General features: G+C 67.9%; 14 protein-coding genes. 7 read left to right on the top strand and 7 right to left on the bottom strand.

The features are described 5' to 3' along the window. Positions 1-56 precede the first annotated feature (56 nt). From BLR41_RS06780 to BLR41_RS06770, 3 genes are all read left to right on the top strand, one after another. Entirely contained in the window at positions 57-3,233 is a 3,177-nt protein-coding gene (locus BLR41_RS06780) for a UvrD-helicase domain-containing protein (RefSeq protein ID WP_092627106.1), read from the top strand. Between the two features lie 170 nt (positions 3,234-3,403). Continuing rightward, complete coding sequence (locus BLR41_RS06775) at positions 3,404-3,787, top strand: GNAT family N-acetyltransferase (RefSeq protein ID WP_218119971.1); 384 nt, start codon at positions 3,404-3,406, stop codon at positions 3,785-3,787. Positions 3,788-3,981: 194 nt separating this feature from the next. Next, positions 3,982-4,539 (top strand): dihydrofolate reductase family protein, encoded by a 558-nt coding sequence (locus BLR41_RS06770; protein ID WP_092627105.1) that lies wholly within the window; start codon positions 3,982-3,984, stop codon positions 4,537-4,539. Between the two features lie 433 nt (positions 4,540-4,972). Here the strand turns inward: BLR41_RS06770 and BLR41_RS06765 are convergent, their stop codons facing one another. Both BLR41_RS06765 and BLR41_RS06760 read right to left on the bottom strand, forming a co-directional pair. Further along, positions 4,973-6,154, bottom strand: a complete 1,182-nt coding sequence (locus BLR41_RS06765) for an Nramp family divalent metal transporter (protein ID WP_092627104.1) — start codon at positions 6,152-6,154, stop codon at positions 4,973-4,975. A 314-nt stretch (positions 6,155-6,468) separates the two neighbouring features. Beyond that, on the bottom strand, positions 6,469-7,386 hold the full coding sequence (locus tag BLR41_RS06760; protein ID WP_092627103.1) for a dihydrodipicolinate synthase family protein: 918 nt from the start codon (positions 7,384-7,386) through the stop codon (positions 6,469-6,471). Positions 7,387-7,500: 114 nt separating this feature from the next. Between BLR41_RS06760 and BLR41_RS06755 the strand changes: the two genes are divergently transcribed. Beyond that, positions 7,501-8,508 (top strand): LacI family DNA-binding transcriptional regulator, encoded by a 1,008-nt coding sequence (locus BLR41_RS06755; protein ID WP_092627102.1) that lies wholly within the window; start codon positions 7,501-7,503, stop codon positions 8,506-8,508. A 278-nt stretch (positions 8,509-8,786) separates the two neighbouring features. Here the strand turns inward: BLR41_RS06755 and hrpB are convergent, their stop codons facing one another. Continuing rightward, complete coding sequence (hrpB, locus tag BLR41_RS06750) at positions 8,787-11,267, bottom strand: ATP-dependent helicase HrpB (RefSeq protein ID WP_092627101.1); 2,481 nt, start codon at positions 11,265-11,267, stop codon at positions 8,787-8,789. 321 nt (positions 11,268-11,588) lie between these two features. On the opposite strand from hrpB, the gene BLR41_RS06745 reads away from it, so the two are divergent. Then, a complete protein-coding gene (locus BLR41_RS06745; RefSeq protein WP_092627100.1) occupies positions 11,589-12,104 on the top strand; it encodes a 2'-5' RNA ligase family protein in 516 nt (171 codons plus the stop codon). Here the strand turns inward: BLR41_RS06745 and BLR41_RS06740 are convergent. From BLR41_RS06740 to BLR41_RS23080, 4 genes are all read right to left on the bottom strand, one after another. Next, entirely contained in the window at positions 12,098-13,327 is a 1,230-nt protein-coding gene (locus BLR41_RS06740; protein ID WP_092627099.1) for an MAB_1171c family putative transporter, read from the bottom strand. The two genes, BLR41_RS06745 and BLR41_RS06740, sit on opposite strands and share 7 nt — an antisense overlap. Before the next feature lie 2 nt (positions 13,328-13,329). Then, on the bottom strand, positions 13,330-13,944 hold the full coding sequence (locus tag BLR41_RS06735) for a hypothetical protein (RefSeq protein WP_218119970.1): 615 nt from the start codon (positions 13,942-13,944) through the stop codon (positions 13,330-13,332). A 125-nt stretch (positions 13,945-14,069) separates the two neighbouring features. Further along, the gene (locus tag BLR41_RS06730; RefSeq protein ID WP_218119969.1) at positions 14,070-16,379 is read right to left on the bottom strand and encodes a type 1 periplasmic-binding domain-containing protein; all 2,310 of its coding nucleotides are present in this window, start codon (positions 16,377-16,379) and stop codon (positions 14,070-14,072) included. An 87-nt stretch (positions 16,380-16,466) separates the two neighbouring features. Then, the gene (locus BLR41_RS23080; RefSeq protein ID WP_218119968.1) at positions 16,467-16,859 is read right to left on the bottom strand and encodes a hypothetical protein; all 393 of its coding nucleotides are present in this window, start codon (positions 16,857-16,859) and stop codon (positions 16,467-16,469) included. 577 nt (positions 16,860-17,436) lie between these two features. Here BLR41_RS23080 and BLR41_RS06720 point away from each other — a divergent pair. Continuing rightward, positions 17,437-18,264, top strand: a complete 828-nt coding sequence (locus BLR41_RS06720; RefSeq protein WP_092627097.1) for an alpha/beta fold hydrolase — start codon at positions 17,437-17,439, stop codon at positions 18,262-18,264. 3 nt (positions 18,265-18,267) lie between these two features. Next, positions 18,268-19,044, top strand: a complete 777-nt coding sequence (locus BLR41_RS06715; protein ID WP_092627096.1) for a MerR family transcriptional regulator — start codon at positions 18,268-18,270, stop codon at positions 19,042-19,044. The last annotated feature ends 86 nt before the right edge of the window (positions 19,045-19,130 follow it).

Below are 19,130 nucleotides of genomic sequence, written 5' to 3'. Positions count from 1 at the left end.
GTCGGCGTGGTGTGACCCGGACGTGAGGGGGGTTGCGGGTTTGGCAGGATCGGTGGGTGCGCTTCTACGCTGACTTGCATATCCACTCCAAGTACTCCCGCGCGTGCAGCAAGGACTGCGACATCGAGCACCTGGCCTGGTGGGCGCGTCGCAAGGGGGTCACGGTGGTGGGTACCGGGGACTTCACGCATCCGGCTTGGCGTGCGCATCTGCGTGAGGTTCTGGAGCCCGCCGAGCCGGGGCTGTTGCGGCTGCGTCCGGAGTACGAGCGTGCGGCGCTGCGCACGTTGCCCACCGAGTGTCACACTCCGGTGCGGTTCATGCTGTCGGTGGAGATCGCCACGATCTACAAGTACGGCGATTACACTCGCAAGATTCACCATTTGTGCTATGTGCCGGATTTCGAGGCGGCCGAGGAGTTCAGCCGCAGACTCGGCAACATCGGCAATCTGGGTTCGGACGGGCGTCCTATTCTGGGGTTGGACGCGCGGGATCTGTTGGAGATCACGTTGGAGTCCGGGGCGGGGTCGTATCTGGTGCCCGCTCATATCTGGACTCCGTGGTTCGCCGTGTTGGGGTCCAAGGCCGGGTTCGATTCGGTCGGTGAGTGCTATCGGGACCTGGCGGGCCACGTTTTCGCGTTGGAGACGGGGTTGTCCAGCGATCCGGAGATGAACTGGCGACTGTCGGCGTTGGACGGGTACACGCTGGTGAGTCATTCGGACGCGCATTCACCGCCGATGTTGGCTCGGGAAGCCACTGTGTTCGACACCGAGCTGGACTATTTCGCGATGCGTCGCGCGCTGGAGACCGGTGTGGGGTTGGAGGGCACGGTGGAGTTCTTTCCCGAGGAGGGCAAGTACCACCTCGATGGGCACCGCAAGTGCGGGGTGCGGTTCGATCCGTTCGAGACGCGGCGTCACGGCGGCAGGTGTCCGGACTGCGGCAAACCGTTGACGGTGGGGGTGCTCAATCGGGTGGATGCGTTGGCGGATCGTGCGGAGGGTGTGCGCCCGGCCGGGGCGGCGGGTTATCGCAATCTGATACCGCTTCCGGAGATCGTGGGTGAGATCCGGGGTGTGGGGCCCAAGAGCAAGAAGGTCTTCGGCGAGATCAGTGAGCTCACTGCGCGGCACGGTTCCGAACTGGCCATTCTGGAGGACGTTCCGGTCGAGCGGTTGCGGCGGGACAACGGTGCGTTGGCCGAGGCGATCGAGCGGTTGCGCGCGGGCACGGTGCATCGGGAGGCCGGTTTTGACGGGGAGTACGGCACGATTCGGGTGTTCGAGCCGGGCGAGCTCTCGCGGGTGCGTAGTGGTGGGGCGGCCTCGTTATTCGCCGATGACGAACTGGCCACCCCTACCCTGCCGGAGTCGGCGGGCGGGTCGGAGACGGTCGGCGGCGAGCTGGCCACCACTTCCCCAGCGTTCGGTGTCGGGGACGCCGCGCGGCTCGAGGGTCGGGAGCGGGAACGCTTCGATGTTTCGGATGCCGCCGGGAGCGGCGTCTCCCCTGCCACTGGGCTGCTGGCCGAACTCGATGCCGAGCAGCGGGCCGCGGCCGAGGTGGAGTCCGGGCCGTTGATGATCGTGGCCGGGCCGGGCACGGGTAAGACCCGCACGATCACGCACCGGATCGCCCATTTGGTCGAGGAACGGGGTGTGCCCGCTTCGAGTTGTTTGGCCATCACTTTCACCCGGCGGGCCGCGGCGGAGATGGGCGAACGGATCACCGCGTTGGTGGGAGATCGGGGCCGTGAGGTCACGGTGGCGACGTTTCACTCGTTGGGGTTGAGCATCGTGCGGGACAACCACGCGGCGCTGGGGTTGCCCGAGGATCTCGCGCTGGTCGACGCCGACCGTCGTCACCGGATTCTGGTGTCGTTGACCGGTGACGAGCGCAGGGCGCGGCAGTGTGTCTCGGCGTTGTCCCGCGCGCGCCGGGGTGGTGAGGTCTCCGGTGAGGTTTCGGGGTTGCTGCCCGACTACACCGCCGCGCTGCGGCGGGAGGGGCTGGTGGATTTCGACGATCTGCTGGTGCTGCCGGTCGAGTTGTTGCGGGGCGATCCGGAGTTGGCCGAGTGGTATCGGCGGCGCTATCGCTGGATCAGTGTCGACGAGTACCAGGACGTCGACGAGGTGCAGTACCGACTGTTGCGGCTGTTGGCGCCTGCCGCGGCCAACCTGACCGTCATCGGCGATCCGGATCAGGCGATCTATGGTTTCCGTGGCGCCGATGTGGGGTTTTTCCTGCGGTTCGAGCGGGACTATCCGGATGCTCCGGTGCGGGCGTTGACGCGGAACTATCGCAGTGGGCGGCGCATCGTCGAGGGTGCGGTGCGGGCGATCCGCCCGGAGAGTCTGGTTCCGGAGCGGGCGTTGCGGCCGGTGGGGGCCGACAGTGAACACCCGATCGTGCTGCACCGTGCGTCCGACGAGCGGGCCGAGGCCAGGTTCGTGGCCGGCACCATCGACGGGCTGCTCGGCGGTGCCTCGTTCCATTCGTTGGACAGCGGCAGCGCCGAGGGTTACGAGACTTCCTCGTTGGGGTTCGGCGACATCGCGGTGGTCTATCGCACCGATGCGCAGTCGCGGGTGTTGGCCGAGGAGTTGACCCGGCGGGGGTTCCCGGTGCAGAAACGCAGTCACGACCCGCTGTGGGCGCGTGCCGGGGTGGAGCCGTTGCTGCGGGAGCTCGGTTACGCGGGTCGCCGCTGTGGCACGGTGTTGCGGCAGCTGGAGCAGGCAGCCGCCGCTGTGGCCGAGACCTTGGGTGAGCAGGCCGAACAGTTGCACGTGGCTGTGGAGTTGTTGTCCCCGCTGGCCTCGCGTTTCGGTGAGGACGTGGCGGGGTTTTGCCGGGAGGTCATGCTGGGTGCGGAGGTCGATGCGTTGGATCCGCGTGCGGATGCGGTGTCGCTTTTGACGCTGCACGCGGCGAAGGGGTTGGAGTACCCGGTGGTGTTCGTGACCGGTTGTGAGGACGGGTTGCTGCCGTTGCGCTGGCCGGGTGAGCAGCGGGACGACACCGCCGAGGAGCGGCGGTTGTTCTTCGTGGGGATGACTCGGGCCCAGCGGCGGTTGTATCTGACGCGTGCGACGCGTCGTGGTCAGGCGGCCGGTGCGGGGCAGCGCACGCCCAGTCCGTTCCTGGCCGAGCTGGGTGACACGGCGGTGCGCGATGGTGAGGAGGGTGGCAAGCGGTCCGCTGCTCGGCAGTTGAGTCTGCTCTGAACCGCTCGTTAGCGGGGAGAGTTGCTGCCGCGGGACGGCGTGTGCCGGAAGGAGTCTGGTGGGAGGTGGGGCGTGTCGGTTCTGGCTGACCACTCGGCCACGGTGTGGGGACTGCAGGAAAGAGCGGCCCGGGCGCTGCCGGCGGAACACGTCGAACGTCTCGGTGGCTGGTGGCTGCGTCACGATATGAGCGCGTCCTGGTGGGCGGGCACGGTGATGGTGCCGATCCCCGCCCGGAGTGGGACATGTTGGCCAGGGTGGAGCGGCCGAGTGCTTTTGCCTGCGTGTTCGACGCGGGTGAGGTCGTGGCGGTAGGCAGGGCGGTCTTCGACAGCGGCTGGGTCGGTGTGTTCGGCATGGCCACGCTGCCGCGAGCACGTGGGCGTGGCGCGGCCGGTGACCTGTTGCGGTCGCTGGCGGACTGGGCCCGCGGGCTCGGGGCCGAGGGAATGTATCTACAGGTCGAAGCCGATGATGCCCCGGCGGTGCGGCTGTACGAGCGTGCGGGGTTCGCTGAGATGTGTCGTTATCACTACCGCAGTTCGGTGCGGTAGTGACGGTGCGGTTGGAGGGATACGCTCGCTCGGCGGTGGGGTGTCGGGGACGTGAGTTGTTCACGGGGTGCCTGTGGGACGATCCCCTGTGCTCGGCTGCGGCGCGCCGGTGAACACGGAACCATGTTGCCCCCGTGTGTTGTCGGAGGGGCTGGCCGGGGGCCGTCGGAGATGTCGCAGAGGACGGGAGTGCCATGGGGAAGCTGATCTGTTCCGCGCTGGCTTCGCTCGACGGTTACATCGCCGACGAGCACGGTCGTTTCGACTGGGCGGTGCCCGACGAGGAGGTGTTGGCCTTCATCAACGAGTTGGAGCGGCCGGTCGGTACGCATCTGTACGGGCGCAGGCTCTACGAGTTGATGACCGGGTGGGAGACCGATCCCGCGCTGGCCGAGCACTCCCCCGCCATGGGTGAGTTCGCGCGGCTGTGGCGGGCGGCCGACAAGATCGTCTACTCCGGCACGTTGGACACGGTGTTCACCACCCGTACCCGGATCGAACGAACGTTCGATGTGGAGGCGGTGCGGGGCCTGAAGAACTCGGCCGAGCACGATCTCGCCGTGGGAGGTTCGGAGCTGGCGGCTCACGCGTTCGAGGCCGGGCTGGTCGACGAGTGTGGGCTGTTTTTCGCGCCGGTGTTGGTGGGTGGCGGTAAGTCGTTCTTTCCGCGTGGGCTGTCTGCCGAGCTTGAGTTGCTCGACCAGCGTCGTTTCGGTAACGGCATGGTCCATGTGCGCTACCGTCTTCGCTAGTCGATCTTTTGACGTGCTCCCCGCCGTGAACGGTGGGGATGCTCCACGCCGCTTACGGCGCGTGTGAAGCGGCGTTCCCGCCTGGGGTTCCGCTACTTACTTTCCTGTTTGGTCGGCATCTGCCACGGTGGGGGCTCTTACGTCGCCTCCTCAGGCGTTTTGTCTCTCCGTCCCGCCCGGCGACGATTTGAGCTACGGTGGAGCGTCCTCGGCCGTGGTTACCGGTTTTCTCGTGAATCTCCCGAGTCGGCTTGATTTGCCGCGGGCCGAGCTTGGGGAGCCCCCGCTGGTGGCCGTGGCGTGGAGACGGGTGGCATTACAGAAGTGGACTGTGAAAACGCTGGGTGAGCGAGGGTGCCTCGTCAACGGTGGTCGACGAGACCCTCTGAAGAGCAAAGCACTGCGGGTAGGGCTCGATTGATCGCAGACGTGGTTAGAGCAGGCTGGTAATGAGGCTGTAACAGGTGGCCAGGATCGCGATGAGGCCGATGGCGGCGATGGTGTTGTGCCACCAGCGGTTTCGTAGGTCGTCCATGAGGCTGTGGTTGTTGGCGAGGATGATCAGCAGGAGACCGAGCAGGGGCGCGACGACGACGGTGAGCGCCTGGGCGATGATGATCAATTGGACTGGCGAGCCGCCGACCACGGCGGTGACGAGCGCGCCGAAGGCCAACACTGCGAGGATGCCTAGGCGGACGCGGGATGAGGAGAGTTGGTTGCCCCCGCCGAGTCCGTCGGACAGCAGGGTGCCGCCTGCGGTGGCGTTGGCCAGCATTGAGGAGAACGCGGCGCCGAAGAAGCCCAGGGCGAAGATGATCCGTCCGGTCCGGCCTGCGATGGGTTCGAGTACTCCGGCCAGGTCGGCGAGACCGGCACTTCGTTCGCCGCTGAGCACGGCTGCCGAGGCGATGATGACCAGTATGGTCATGATGCCGGGGGCGATGATGCCGGGGATGGTGTCGGCCAGGGTGGTTTGGCGGTACTGGTCGCGGCGCAGGCCGCGTTCCCGAGAGGCGTATCCGGTGTAGAACGCGGCGTTGATGGAAAAGTTCGTCCCCACCAGTGCGACCAGCAGAAACCCGGTGCCTGCTGGGACGGTCGGCAGCATTCCGGCTGCTGTGGCGTTCCAGTCGGGACGGCTGAGCACGGCGGTGACCACGAAGCACACCGCCATGGCAGTGACCATGACCAGCAGCACCTTCTCGATCACTCCGTAGAGACCGCGGGTGAACAGCACGGTGGCGACCACGGCCGTGCAGGCGAGGGTCCACCACACCGGTGATCCGCCGAGTACCAGCGATAGCCCCAAACCGGCCCCGACGGCGTTGCCCACAGCGAACATCAGGGCAATGGCGAAGACCCCGAGCCCGGCGGCCGCGCCGACGGGGCGTCCCAACGTGCGTTTGACGGTTTCGACGAGTGAGCCGCGGGACACGATCGCGATGCGCACGCTCATGTCGGTGAACGCGATCATCAGGAGGGTGGAGACGACGATGACCCAGATCAAGGAATAGCCGAAACGACTACCGGCTTGCACAGCCGCGGTGAGATTACCGGGGCCGAACTGCCAGGCACCTGCCACGAATGCCGGTCCCATGAGGGCCAGCAGGCGCATGATTCGACTACCGCGCCCGCGTGGCGGGGTGGGGTCGGGTTCTGCTCCTCCGGATTCCGTATGGCGGGGTTGGTCAGGTGCGCCGGATGTGCGGCGGGCAGACACTGCGTCGGACATGGTGGATCGTTCCTCGCCTCCGCGGTCGGTGGCGGAGCTCGTCGGGGGACTTCGTTGTCACCAAGCCCGTCTGGCGCATCGTGGGCGCGCACCAGACGGGCCGGGGCGACGGTGGTCATCGTCGAACCCTGGGTTGTGCTCCGCCCACGGTGCAGCGGGCGGAACCGGACCGGAAACGGCGTTTCCGAAAATTGACCTCAGGCCAGCCCAGCACTCTTGAGGGCGAGGGTGATCTCCTCCTCGGCCTCGGCCGACAGGTCGATCAGCGGTGGCCGCACCGTGGCCGAGGGCAGAATCCCGCGCGCCTTGAGTCCGAGTTTGAGCGCGACGGTGCCTTCCATGTGGGAGCCGCGGTGATAGATGGCTTTGGTCACCGGTAGCAGTCGGTCGTGCACCGCGCGGGCGGTTGGGTAGTCGCGGGCTTTGCCTGCGGTGAGAAGCTCCACCAGCGGCTCCGGGGCCAGGCCACCGTAGCCGACCAGTGCCCCGTCGACGTCGAACATCGTGTGCAGCAGGTACTCGTCGTGGCAGGTGAGAATCTGCAGGTCGGGTTGTTCGGCACGCAGCACTGGGATCTCGGTGTCCCAACGGCGCATGTTGCGCACCCCGTTCTTGGTGGCGAACACGCCCGATTGGGCGGCGATGTCCAGCTGGGTGGGCAGGTCGTAGCTGGCTTTGGTGTTGTCGGGGTACTGGAACAGGATCAACGGCATCCCGGATTCCTCGTGGATGGCCCGGTAGCGTTCCTGCGGGGCACCGGGCTGGAAACCGAAGCGTAGCCAGCCGTGCGAGGGATAGACCAAGCCCGCGGAGGCGCCGGCCTCCACTGCCCGCGCGGCCTCCGCCGCGGCCACGGCCGTGCCTTCACCGGTGATGCCGGCGATGATCGGTATCTCCCCCTCTACCGCCTCGACCAGCGTGCGGATAGTGGCGACCTGCTCCTGCTGGGTCAGAAAGGTGCCTTCACCAGCGTGACCGAGACATACCAGACCCTTGACCCCGTCGACACCGGCCAGCCACGTGCCGTAGCTGGCCATGGCCGCGTGGTCGACCGCACCGTTCGGGGTGAACGGAGTGACAGGCGCGGGAACCAGTCCGCGGAGATCGAGAGACATGCGTGAACCCCTTTGGGAACGATTGCGGGAACGTTCCCGTACACTGTGAGGCATGCCATGCCTTCGGTCAATACCTCGTTCTCCTGACTTTCCCGACCCGGTAACCTCACAGCTGTGGTGACCATCCTGGACGTCGCCCGGGCCGCCGGCGTGAGCAAGTCGACGGTCTCGCGGGTGCTCGACGAACGCCTGCCCCGCTCCACGAGTCCGACAGCCGAACGTGTCCGCCAGGCCGCGGCTGAACTAGGCTACGTCCGCAACTCCCTGGCCTCAGGACTACGGCGAACCGGCACCAACACCGTGGGAGTGGTGGTACCTCGACTGACCGACACGGTCATGGCCATGCTCTACGAAGAGATCGCCGCAACCGCCACCACGCGCGGAGTCTCCACCCTGGTCGCCACCACCCAGGACCACCCCGAGGCTGAGTACGCCGCCGTTGACAACCTGGTGCAGCGACAGGTCGACGGGCTCATCCTCACCACCGCACGCACCCCCACTTCACCCTCCGACCAACTCACCAACCATCCCGTGCCGTACGCGCTGGCCCTCCGCACCGACGGGGTCAGCGCCTCCTCGATCGGTGACGACCGTCTCGGCGGGCACCTCGCCACGCGGCATCTGCTCGACCTGGGGCACCGGCGCATCGGGCTGGTCAGCGGCCCCGACTACGCTTCCAGCGCCCAAGGTCGCCGCGACGGCTATCGCCAGGCACTCGCCGAAGCCGGCATCGTCGTCGACGAAGCCCTCATCGAAGGCGACTCGTTCTCGATGGACGCCGGCGAAACCGCAGGCCGGGAACTGCTGAACAAGCCCGACCGGCCCACCGCGATCTTCGCCGTCAACGACAACACCGCCATTGGCGTCATGGCTGCCGCGCACACACTCGGTCTGCGCCTACCCGAAGACCTCTCCCTGGTGGGCTACAACGACATCCCCGTCGTCAGCCGACTACCAGTGCCGCTGACCTCCGTGCGCGTGCCATTCGACCAGATCGCCGCTGGCGCACTCGACCTACTGCTCGACCACAACGACACCGCCTCGCGCACTCTGATCGCCACACCGACCCTCATCCCCCGACGCTCCACTGCCCCACCGCAGCAGCAACCAGGAACTGCATAAACCGCATCATCCGGTCTTACTGGCTGCGGATCAGCACCGCATCGACCGTGCCGCTCAACAGACCGACCGCGTTCGGAAAACGCTGGTGGCCGCTGTACGAGTGCCAAGATGACACATGGCGAGCCCACCGAGCTTCCGGAGGCGTCTGCCAACACGAGCGGCCCCACGTTGCGGGTCCGAGCCAAGATCACGACACAGAAGTTGCGGCGCCGCCGGGGATCCTGGTGGGGGCCCGTCCGGGTGAGCTGATCCCACAAGGCACGTCGACTGTCGGCTGGTCATCCTCCTCGCGGCGGGGCGGGTGTGGCGTTCCACGGGTCCTCCGGCCAGGGGTGCTTGAGGTACTGGCCCCGCAGTTCGGCGCGGACCTGGTGGTAGCCGTTGTTCCAGAACGAGGCCAGGTCGCCGGTGACGGCTGCGGGCCGTCCGGCCGGGTCGAGCAACCGCATCAGCACCGTGACGCGGCCGTCGGCGATGGTGGGAACGCTGCTCCAGCCGAAAACCTCCTGCAGCCGTACCGGCAGGACGGGCTGTTCGTCGTCGTAGTCGAGGCGGATCAGCGCGCCGGAGGGCACCCGTATCTGCGGCGGGGCCAGTTCGTCGAGCCGTCCGGCTTCGGGCCAGGGCAGCAGGCGGCGCAGTGCCTGCCCGACATCGATGCGTTCCAGCTCGGCGCGGGTGCGTGCGGCCGACAGTTCGGGTTCCAGCCACGTGTCGATCTCGGCGAGCAGGTCGGCCTCGTCGGTGCTGGGCCAGGGTTCGCCGAATGTGCGGCGCAGGAAGGACAGGCGTTGTCGGAGTTGGTGCGCTTCGGTGTTCCAGGTCAGTAGCCGAAGTCCCTCGTTGTGCAGCCCGTCGAGCAGCGCCGTGCGCACTTTCTCCGGTGGGGGCTGTCGCAGTGGTGTGTCCGACAGCACGATCGATCCCAGGCGGCGCAGGGTGCGGGCGCGCACGTCGCCGTCGTGCCAGTCGATCTCCTCGGTGTGTTCCACCATGCCGGGGGCGGATTGCTCGGCGAGTCGTTGGTCGGCGCGTGCGGCCAGCCGCACGAACCCGTGCGCGCGGCTGGGGTCGCGTTCGGCCACGGCCACGGCCAGCCATTCCGACCCGGCCAGTCCTTCGGCGGTGGGCATGCCCGAGGGATCCTCCCGCACTTCGGAGCGGGGCAGTTCCACCGCGGTGCCGCCTGCCATGAGGTACACCCGGGAGCGGGGTGCGCGGCGTCTGGCGAGTCGTTCGGGGTGGGCCAGGGCCACCACCAGGGCCTCGTCGTCGGCGTCGGGTGGGTTCGGTGTGGTGGGCACCATCTTTTCCAGCCGTCTGGCCTCGCGTCGCCAGCGGCGGGAACCGGGCCCGTTGTCGCGGAGTTTGCGTAGGGCGGTGGCGAGTTCGGTGTCGGTGGACAGGGTGTCGTCGTCGAGTAGCGCGACGACTTCGGCGGCGGTGCGCCGCCCGGCGCGGGCGCTGCCGTCCAGCAGCGCGCGGGACAGGCGGGGGTGCAGGCCGAGTTCGGCCATGCGGTGTCCGCGCTCGGTGATCTCGCTGTCGTTGTCGAGGGCCCCCAGCGCCGCCAGCACTTGGTGTCCGGCACTCAGGGGGCCTTGTGGTGGGGTGTCCCACCAGCGCAGCGCCTGTCCGTCCGGGGTTCCCCAGCAGGCCAGCTCCAGTGCGAGCCGGGTGAGGTCGGTGGTGCGTATTTCGGGTTCGGGATAGCGGGCGAGGGTGTTGTGTTCGTGTTCGGGCCAGCATCGGTAGGCCCTGCCGGGGCCTTCGCGGCCCGCGCGGCCGGCTCGTTGTTCGGCGATCGCAAGTGGTGAGCGCACGGTGACCAGGCCGGACAGGCCGCGGCGGTGGTCGACGCGGGAGACGCGGGACAGGCCGGAGTCGACGACCGCGCGTACGCCGGGCACGGTGAGGCTGGATTCGGCCACGGCGGTGGCCAGCACGACGCGGCGTCGGGGTCTGGGGGTCAGCGCGTCGTCCTGTTCGGTGGTGGGGAGTCTGCCGTGCAGCGGTAACACGTCCACGTCGGTTTCGTCGGACAGTGCGTGGCGGGTGCGGGTGATCTCGCGGGTGCCGGGCAGGAAGGCGAGGACGTCGCCGTGCTGTTCGCGCAGCGCGGTGCGCACCGCGCGTGCCACGGTGTTCTCGGTCGCCTCGTTGCGCAGCGGGGCGATGTGGCTGGTTGCGACCGGGTGGGGCCGGCCGGGGGCGTGCAGAATCGGGGCCGGGTGCTGTTCGCCGAGCAGGTTGGCCAGCCGGTCGCTGTCGACGGTGGCCGAGGTGGCCAGCACCCGCAGGTCGGGGCGCAGCCCGTCGCGGGCGTCGAGCAGCAGCGCCAGCAGCAGGTCGGCGTCGAGGTGGCGTTCGTGGCACTCGTCGAGGATGACCGCGTCCACGCCGGACAGTTCGGGGTCGGTTTGCAGCCGCCGCACGAGCAGTCCGGAGGTGACGACTTCGATGCGGGTGTGGGGTGAGCCGCGCCGTTCGCCGCGCACCGCGTAGCCGACCTGCTCGCCGACCTGTTGCCCGAGCAGTTCGGCCATGCGGGTGGCGGCGGCACGGGTGGCAAGGCGGCGTGGTTCGGCCACCACCACCCGCAGTCCGCGTTCGGCCAGCGCCAGCGGCACCAATGTGGTTTTGCCGGTTCCGGGTGGGGCTACCAGCACGGCGGTGCCGTGGTGTTCCAGCTCGGTGGTGATGTCGCCGAGGACGGGCCGGACCGGCAGGTCGGGGAGCTCGGGCAGGGTCAGCGTCATCGGTGAGACGGTATCGCCACCTGGAGTGGGGCTGTTCCGCGGCGTCTTGTGCCCGGTTTTCGGACTTGTCTACAGGTCGGTGGCTTTGGTTCGCCGCGGTGGATGGCCGAGCACGACTGCGGCCGGGATGGCTACGAACCGCACCTCCGGGGGCGTGGGTAGGTTTGGGCGGCGGAAGTGTCTGCGATCCGGGACCGCGTCGGTTTCCCCGGTCGGCGTCGGTGTGTGTCCGGATACGTTCTCACGTCCCTCGCGGGATGGTTGTCGGCAGGCAGCGGTCGGCCGGTGGGGGCTGCTGTCGTGATCGGGTAGAACGGGGCCATGTCACGAGAGGGTCGTACTGGTCTGGTCGTTCCGGTTCCCGCCGCCGATGAGGCGCTGGCCCCGCTGGTCGAGCGGTATCCGCAGGCGGTGCGTGACGGGGTTCCTGCGCACCTGTCGGTGCTGTATCCGTTCCTGGCCGCCGAGGAGCTCGACACCGGGGTGGTCACCACGCTGCGGACACTGTTCGACCGGCAGCCACCGCTGCGGGTGGTGTTGGAGCGGTGCCGCCGGCAGGGCGGGTTCGTGTATCTGGCTCCGGAGCCGGTCGATGCGCTGCGGGAGTTGACCGACGGGGTCCGGCGCTACTGGCCGCATCTGGTGCCCTACGAGGGGCGTTACGACATGGAGCCGCACGTGACGGTGGCGATGGGGGCTGAGGAGGAGACGGCTGTGGCGCTGCGGCGGGAGGCTGCGGAGTCGGTGCCGCTGACCGTGGAGCTGGGTGAGGCGTGGCTGGTGGTGTTGCGGCAGCGGTGGCAGCTGCACGAGCGGTTCGTCTTCGGTGGTCAGTAGGGGTGCTGCGGCCGTTCGTCGTCCGTGCCGGCCGGGAGCGGTTGCTTGGTCAGGGCTTCGGAGACCCGCACGAGCCAACTGATTTCGTCGGTGAGGTCGTCGTAGGGTTCGGCGGCTCGTGTCCGCTCGCCGTCGCTGATCGGTGTGTCGCGCCGGTGGCGGGACAGCGCGGTGTGAATGTCTCGGGCCTCCACAGTGGCGGCACGGTCCTGCTCGGCGACGCCGTCCCGCTGCACCGCGGCCTGGTGGGCGCGGGTGTCCTCGGCCGACCGGTAGGGCCGCAGCAGGAGCAGCCCGTCGCGGATGCCCACTACACGACGGTACAGCTGTTCGGAACCGCCACGTTCCGGTGTCGTGGCGGTTCGCGCGGGGTCTTCGCCGGTGAACGCGATGCTCGGCATGGCGGTGTGCAGGGTGTGCCACAGCGGGTACAGCCGCCGGTAGGAACGCCGTTGGGACAGTGACCGGACGAGTTGTTCACAGCGCGGCCCGAGAGTGGGCACGGCGGCGCCCAGCACGATGGCCAGCACGGACAGCGCCGGAAGACCGATCGCGAAGGTGCAGTCGATCGTGGCGAACGCCGAGGGGCAGTAGGGCTCGGCCACCGCTCCGGTCAGCAGTTCCGACAGCACCGACCACAGTTTGTGCGCGAGGTATCCGGCGGCCAGGGTGCTGCCGATCGCCAGCAGCACCATCCCGGCACGGAGCCAGGTTCGGGCGTAGCGGATCGAGCTCATGGTCAGCACGATCAGCTCGAGCACGGCTGTACCCAGGTACAGCGAGTACAGCAGGGTGTATGCGGCCAGTGTCGGCTGGGTGGCGTAGAGCCCGGTGAACACACCGGTTCCGCCGGGTGGGGTGCTGAGCGCGAACATCGCGATCATGCCCACCAGGGTCAGCAGCAGGGCCAGCAGGCGAGGTCGGACTTTGCTGGGTACCTGTTCGGCGGGGTGGCCGACGTAGAGCATCAGGTGCAGAAATCCGAAGGCTGCCACGAGCGTGCACATGTTCGACAGCAGCCGTCCGAGGCTGGGCAGCAGCGCGCTCTCGGCGGCCTGCACGACAGGGGCCAGCGTGATGAAGGCCGTTCCCAGCGCGCAGGCGAGCGTGATCAGCGGTATCTCGGTGGGGCGCCTACGCCCTCGGGTCCAGAGCACGATGCGGTAACCGGCCACCGAGAACACCACGAAGCCGGTGGCCAGGAACAGCACGGATACGCCCATGCTCACTCCCCGAAGATGTAGTCGACCCGGGCGAGACGTCGTGCGGTCATCGGTGGGGCTTCACCGGCCACGTGGGGACGTCGACGTGCCCGTTGGTGCAGCAGCGACGCAACTGTCTCGGCCTCGTGTTCCTGCGATTCCCCCATGGCCCGGTCCAGCAGGTGCGTCAGCGCCGCCGGGGCCAGGTCCGGTGCGATGCGCTGCGCTTCCTGTTCGGACAGGACGCAGTGGCCATGGTGGCGCGAGATCATGTGCCCGACCTCGTGCAGGATGATGTGGTCCTGGTGGAAACCACTGGTGTTGGCGGCGTAGGCGATCACGTCGTGGTCGGCGTGCTGTTGCCACACCCCGCAGCTGTCCCCACGGGTCCACACGATCGGGCACAGGTCGATGTCGCGGCCGCGGTGTTGTTCGAGCCGATCGAGGAAATCGTTGATGTCCCACGGGTGTGGCACGCCGATGTGGCCGAGCAGCTCGTCGACCCGGCGGCGGCAGCGAACGCGCAGGTCGGCTCGGTCCACGGCGGCACTCCCCTTTCCTCTGGTGGCCGGTCCGCTGGCCGGCGGGCGCAGACACCTCGGCGTCGCGCCCACGAAGTCGATGTCCGTACCGCTCATGATCGCATTATCGGTGACGCGGCCGCATCGGTTCACGCACCCGCTGGGAGGTCGACTAGTTGACCGCTCCCCCGCGCTTGTGACGCTCACCCCCTGGTTCTCCGGCAGCTCTGCTGGCCACGGTGCTACTCGATGCGCGGGCACCCGGTCGCGGTGTCGGGATGCCCTCCGTCGTAGACCGTCCCGATGAGGTATGCGCAGGTCGGTGTTCCTGCCGGACCGCGGAGCTCGCTGATGTTGTCGATGCGCAGGACGGCAAGGCTGCGGTCATCGGCGATTTGGGAACGACCGAAGTCGATCGTGCCCGTGGCCCCCTCGAACGAGGTGTCACGAAGTTGCTGGGCCACCTCGGCGCGGTGTGGGGTGAGGCCACTCTTCGTCGGCCCCCGCTCGTGGCGGATGGCGATGACGGCGTTGACGAACAACCCCGCGGCGTCGTACAGGCCGCCGACCCGCTCGCCGGGCCAGGGCATGTTCGGCGCCTCCACTCGGGATAGCTGTGTGCGTAGTGTCTCGCGCAGCTTGCGGTAGCCGCTGCAGAACGCGTTGAGCTGTGTTCCTCCCGCGGGCAGCGAGTTGGCACGGCCGGCCACGCAGTCCTCACCGGCCAGGATCACGGGGCTTCCCATGCCGACGTAGGAGACCGTCACACCGTTGAACTCGGTGGTTTTGCGGCTGCGCTGGTCGGAGACGAACCGCGACACCGCGTCCGAAGCCACGATCATGGGGAGTTCGGCTGAGTCCGGGCAGTTGCGGCGGACGGTGCGCAGGAAGTCGCCGAAGGTGTTCTCCCGGCCCGCGTAGAACGCGATCTCCCGGCTGCGGTCGGTGTCCTCGGCGCACAGCGGTGCCAACTCGCTGACCGAACGCTGCCACGTGCGCTCGTTCAGCGCGATGTCGGTACTGTCGAACTTCTCGGTCAGCGCCGAGACGAGCGTCGCCGCATAGATGTTCCGTCCGCTCGTGGACGGGTGGTACAGGGTGACCTTCGGCGAGTTGAGGTGTGCCGCGTAGTTGACGATCAGCTCGGCCTGTTTTTCGTTTCCGGGCACGAGCTGGAAGTAGAGCGGAGTGAGCTCGGTCAGCTCGGTGCTGGTCAGTGTGGAGCCGAGGACGGGGCTGCCGTGTTCGCCGAGGATGCGGATGGCCTGTTCGGTCTCGGTCACGCTGCGATCCATCCCTACAACGCCGAGGATGGTGGGATCGGAATCGACGAGCGGCACGAGAAGTTCCCGCGTCACCTCGGGCGCACCCCGCATTCCTGTACCACCGTTGGCGATGATGATCCGAAGCAGCGGCTCCGTCGCGGACCGTTTGTTCTGTTCCTGCTGGCGCAGCAACAGTCCTTCCAATTCTTCCGCCACGGCGTGATCGGTGCGGGGACCGAACCGGCTGTTGGTCAACCCCGCGAAATAGATCAGTGTGACGTAAGGCCGGTGAGGGTTATCGGCATGCAGCCGTTTCGCCCGTTCGTTCTGCGCGTGTACGGCGGACTGCACGTAACGCAGCCGCTCGTTGGCGCCGAACACCTGTACGGCGCTGTCACTGTAGCCGAGGCACTGCTCGCCGGCGGCACCCAGACGACTCACGCGGGTGGCGACCGTTCCTGCTAACCATCGCTCGAACGCGGCGCAGCTCGATGTCCAGGATTGGCTGACTGTGATGGCGGGTTGGATCAGACCCGCGGCCAGCAGGACCAGCACGAGCGCCTCGCACACGTACCGTCGTGCCAGCAGCGGAGCACGTCGGGGATGCCAGCTCGCCGCATCCTGCCAGGCTTTTCGGTCTTCGCCGGTGGTTTCTGCCTCGGGTGTGGCGGCTGGAAGTTCGATGTGCAGGTAGCGCGCGTCGGGAGCGAGTTTCTGCCGCCGGGTGGGCAGCCGTCGCTGCCATTCGGAGAGGGCTTCGTTCGCGTGTACGGCGGCGGTCAGCGAGGGATTGAGGTCCTGCGGGGCCCGTGGAGGGTCGTCCGTGGCCGCGACGACAAGGAGCGGATCGAGTTTGCCGGTCTCGTTGCGTACCTCGTTGATCAGCCGCAACAATTCCCAACCACCGTTGGTGTCGCGGACGTTGTCCAACAGAACCGTGGCGTAGGTGGTACGGCGCCAGCCGGCCCTGTGCGGCAGGATTCGCAATCGTCTGCGCCGGTAGGCGATGCGGAGATCCTCCAGGAAAGCGTGCAGCAGCAGTTTCTTGATCTGTTCCTGGCTTTCGGAGGCGCGCCGGTCGAGCGTCAGGCGCTCGGTGAAGCCCTGGAGGCCGATGGAGTGCCGCGGCACCATGAACGGCTGGCGCATGATCCAGCGTGCTTCGCGGCCGAGGCCCGGGACTCTCCCCGCCAGCCACCGCATCCCCAGGAGCTGGCCGATCCAGAGGAATACGCTCAGCACGAAGCGGGTCAGAGCGTGTGGAACTTCGGAGATGAGCGTGCGCAACCCTCCGGTTCCTGGGCGGCCGCCGGTCCATTCCCGCAGCAGGTGACGTACGGGCTTGTCGCGTTTTCCCTGTTCCGGCGGCAGGTGTTACCGCGTCAGCCACTCGATGAGCTTGTAGTTGTCGAACTCGCCGATGCCGCCCGAGGTGAACTCGTCCTTACCGAGTTCCTGTTGGATCGCGTGCAGGAGGGGTAGCAGACGCTGGGTCGGTTCGTCGGTGGTGGTGTCGACGACCTCGTCCGCGTCGATGAGGGCGTGGGGAACCTGCGGCAGCGCGGTGTCCAGGGCCTCCTTCAGCCTCGGCAGGAAATCCGTGACCGACTGGTCCCGGTGCAGGCAGACGAGCGGAAGAGGCTGGTCACCACGCCGATCGTGCGGTGACGGGGCGGTGAGCAACCGCGGCCGGTGGTACAGGTTCCGGATCAGTGTCAGAAGCGCGTGCAACCCCGTGAAATGCGGGAGGGATCGATCAGACTCCATTGAGCCCCCTCGGATCCGGCTGCGTGAACGTGTCGGGGGATGTTACTCGCCGGACTCGTCCGCTGTGTCTGATTCGGGAAACCGAACGACCGCACATTCGTACCCAGTGGACAGTGCAGGGTAGCGGTCGTCGAACGTGTCGGGGTGCGGATCGTGTTGGTGCGGTTCGGGTCTGGTGACCTCTGCCATGCGCGGATGGTCCACCTGCTGCGGCAGAACCACCGCCCGTGTGATCCTCGGGCGCCTCGCGCGGCTCAGGTGGTGGCGGGAGCAGAACGCATCCACCATGGCCAGCTCCTCGTCCCGGGCGCCGCCGCTGTGGCCGCGGGCTTGCTCGCGATGATTTCGTCACGGTGATGACAGGTGGAGCGCTGGGGATCGGTGAACGCCCCGGTCTCGCCGGGCAATCACCGTCGTGATCGAGCTTGCCTGCCCGACTCCGCGGCCGCGCGGCGGCGCCCGGTGCTCGGGGGATCGAATTCTCTACCGAGCGCCCCCGGTTGCTTCGAGGAATTCCCCTCCAAGGGCTGCGGCACGTGTTGAGGTTGACCTCGGGTCAGGGTTCACACTTCATCGCATGAACTTCTCGAACTCGATCTGTTCGTCCGGTCCGCCCTGGACCGGCATGGTGCCGGTCGAAGACACCGCGCTCGCCGTGACCGATACGCGTGGGCCCGGTCGTGCCGTGGTCTATCTCAACGGGTGCTATGCCGATCAGTCGCACTGGCGGCGCGTCGTCGGGGCACTGGGTAGCGGCTGGCGGCACATCACCTATGACGAGCGCGCCCGCGGCAAATCGAAGCGGTCCGCCGACTATTCGTTCGAGGCGTGTGTCCGTGACATCGACGCCGTTCTCGAGGCGAGGAACGTGGACCGGCCGATTCTCGTCGGCTGGTCCTACGGGGCCGCGCTCGCGGTGCACTGGGCCCATCGCAACCCGGACCGCGCCCTGGGGGTGGTCCCGGTCGACGGTGCGATGCCCTACGACTGGATCGATGACGCGGCCCGGGAACGGATCCGTACGTTGTTTCGCCGATTGAGCTGGATGTTTCCGATCGCCCGTCGGTTGGGCCTGGCGGCACGGTTCTCCGCCGAGCAGCACGCCGAGGTCAACATCGAGATCAACGAGAGCCTCGGAGCCCTCGAGCCCGTGCTGGACGGTTTGGCCTGCCCGGGGCGGTGGGTGGTCGCCTCGGGTGGCAATCTGGGCGGCGGAGCCGAGGAGATGGAACGGGCTCGGGCCACTCTCGACCCGGTGCTGGCCCGCAACCCGCACCTCGAGGTGAGCGCGAAGGTCGCGAGCAACCACTCGAAGATCCTGCGCAAGGATTTCCGGGCCGTCGCCGATGCGGTTCGCGAGATCGCCTCCACCCCCGAAGCCCCACGTTCTTCCGAGGTGAGCTGACGGATGGCCTATGGCGTCACGATCGGACAGGCGGCGGCATTCGCTGGGGTGACGGTCAAAACCGTGCGGCATTATCACAAGCTTGGCCTGCTCGACGAGCCACCGCGTGACGGTTCCGGCTACAGGCGGTACGGCTCGGACGAGCTGCTGCGGCTGGTTCAGGTTCGCACGCTGGCGGCCGCAGGCGTGCCGCTGGCCGAGGTCGGGGTGGTGCTCGACGCGGACGTCGAGCGGTTCGGCGCGGCACTCGCCGACGTGCAGCGGCGCCTGACCGAGCAGATCGAGGAGCTGATCGCGCGGCGTGAGACGCTGCACCAGCTCGCCGAGGGAGACCGGGCCCTGCTGCCCGAGCGTGCTCTCGAGCTGCTGCACCGGATGTCCGCCCTCGGCTTCGAACCGGACTATGTGACCACCCAGCGGGAAGCCCTGGTGCTGTCGCTGGCGCTGGTGCCCGAGGGGTTCGACGGCTTCCTGACCCTGCTCGAACACCGGCTCGACGATCCCGGCTACGTCGACCTCGCCAAACGCTGCTGGGAGGCCGAGAACTGGCAACCCGACGACCCCCGTGTCGGGGAACTCGCGGCCGCCGTTGCCGAGCACTTCCTCGCCAACCCCACGCTGCTGGGGAATTCCGGCAGCCTACAGGCCTGGTTCGACTCCGTTCCGCAACACAGGGTGATCAACTACCACCGGCAGGACCGGATGCCGGTCTCGGCCCGGTTGACCTCGCTGATCGAGACCAAGCTCCGCTCGGCGGGTGTATCCGTCCCCCACCAATGAGGAAAGTACCGGGCCGCGCCAGGGGACCGAACGACGGACACGCCACCGACATCGGGAGTGTGCACCCGCGGCCACCACGGGCTGCT

Source organism: Actinopolyspora mzabensis (assembly GCF_900101095.1).
Lineage (GTDB): Bacteria > Actinomycetota > Actinomycetes > Mycobacteriales > Pseudonocardiaceae > Actinopolyspora > Actinopolyspora mzabensis.
Note: the sequence above shows the minus strand (reverse complement) of the source record. Positions and strands in the feature narration are given on the sequence as shown.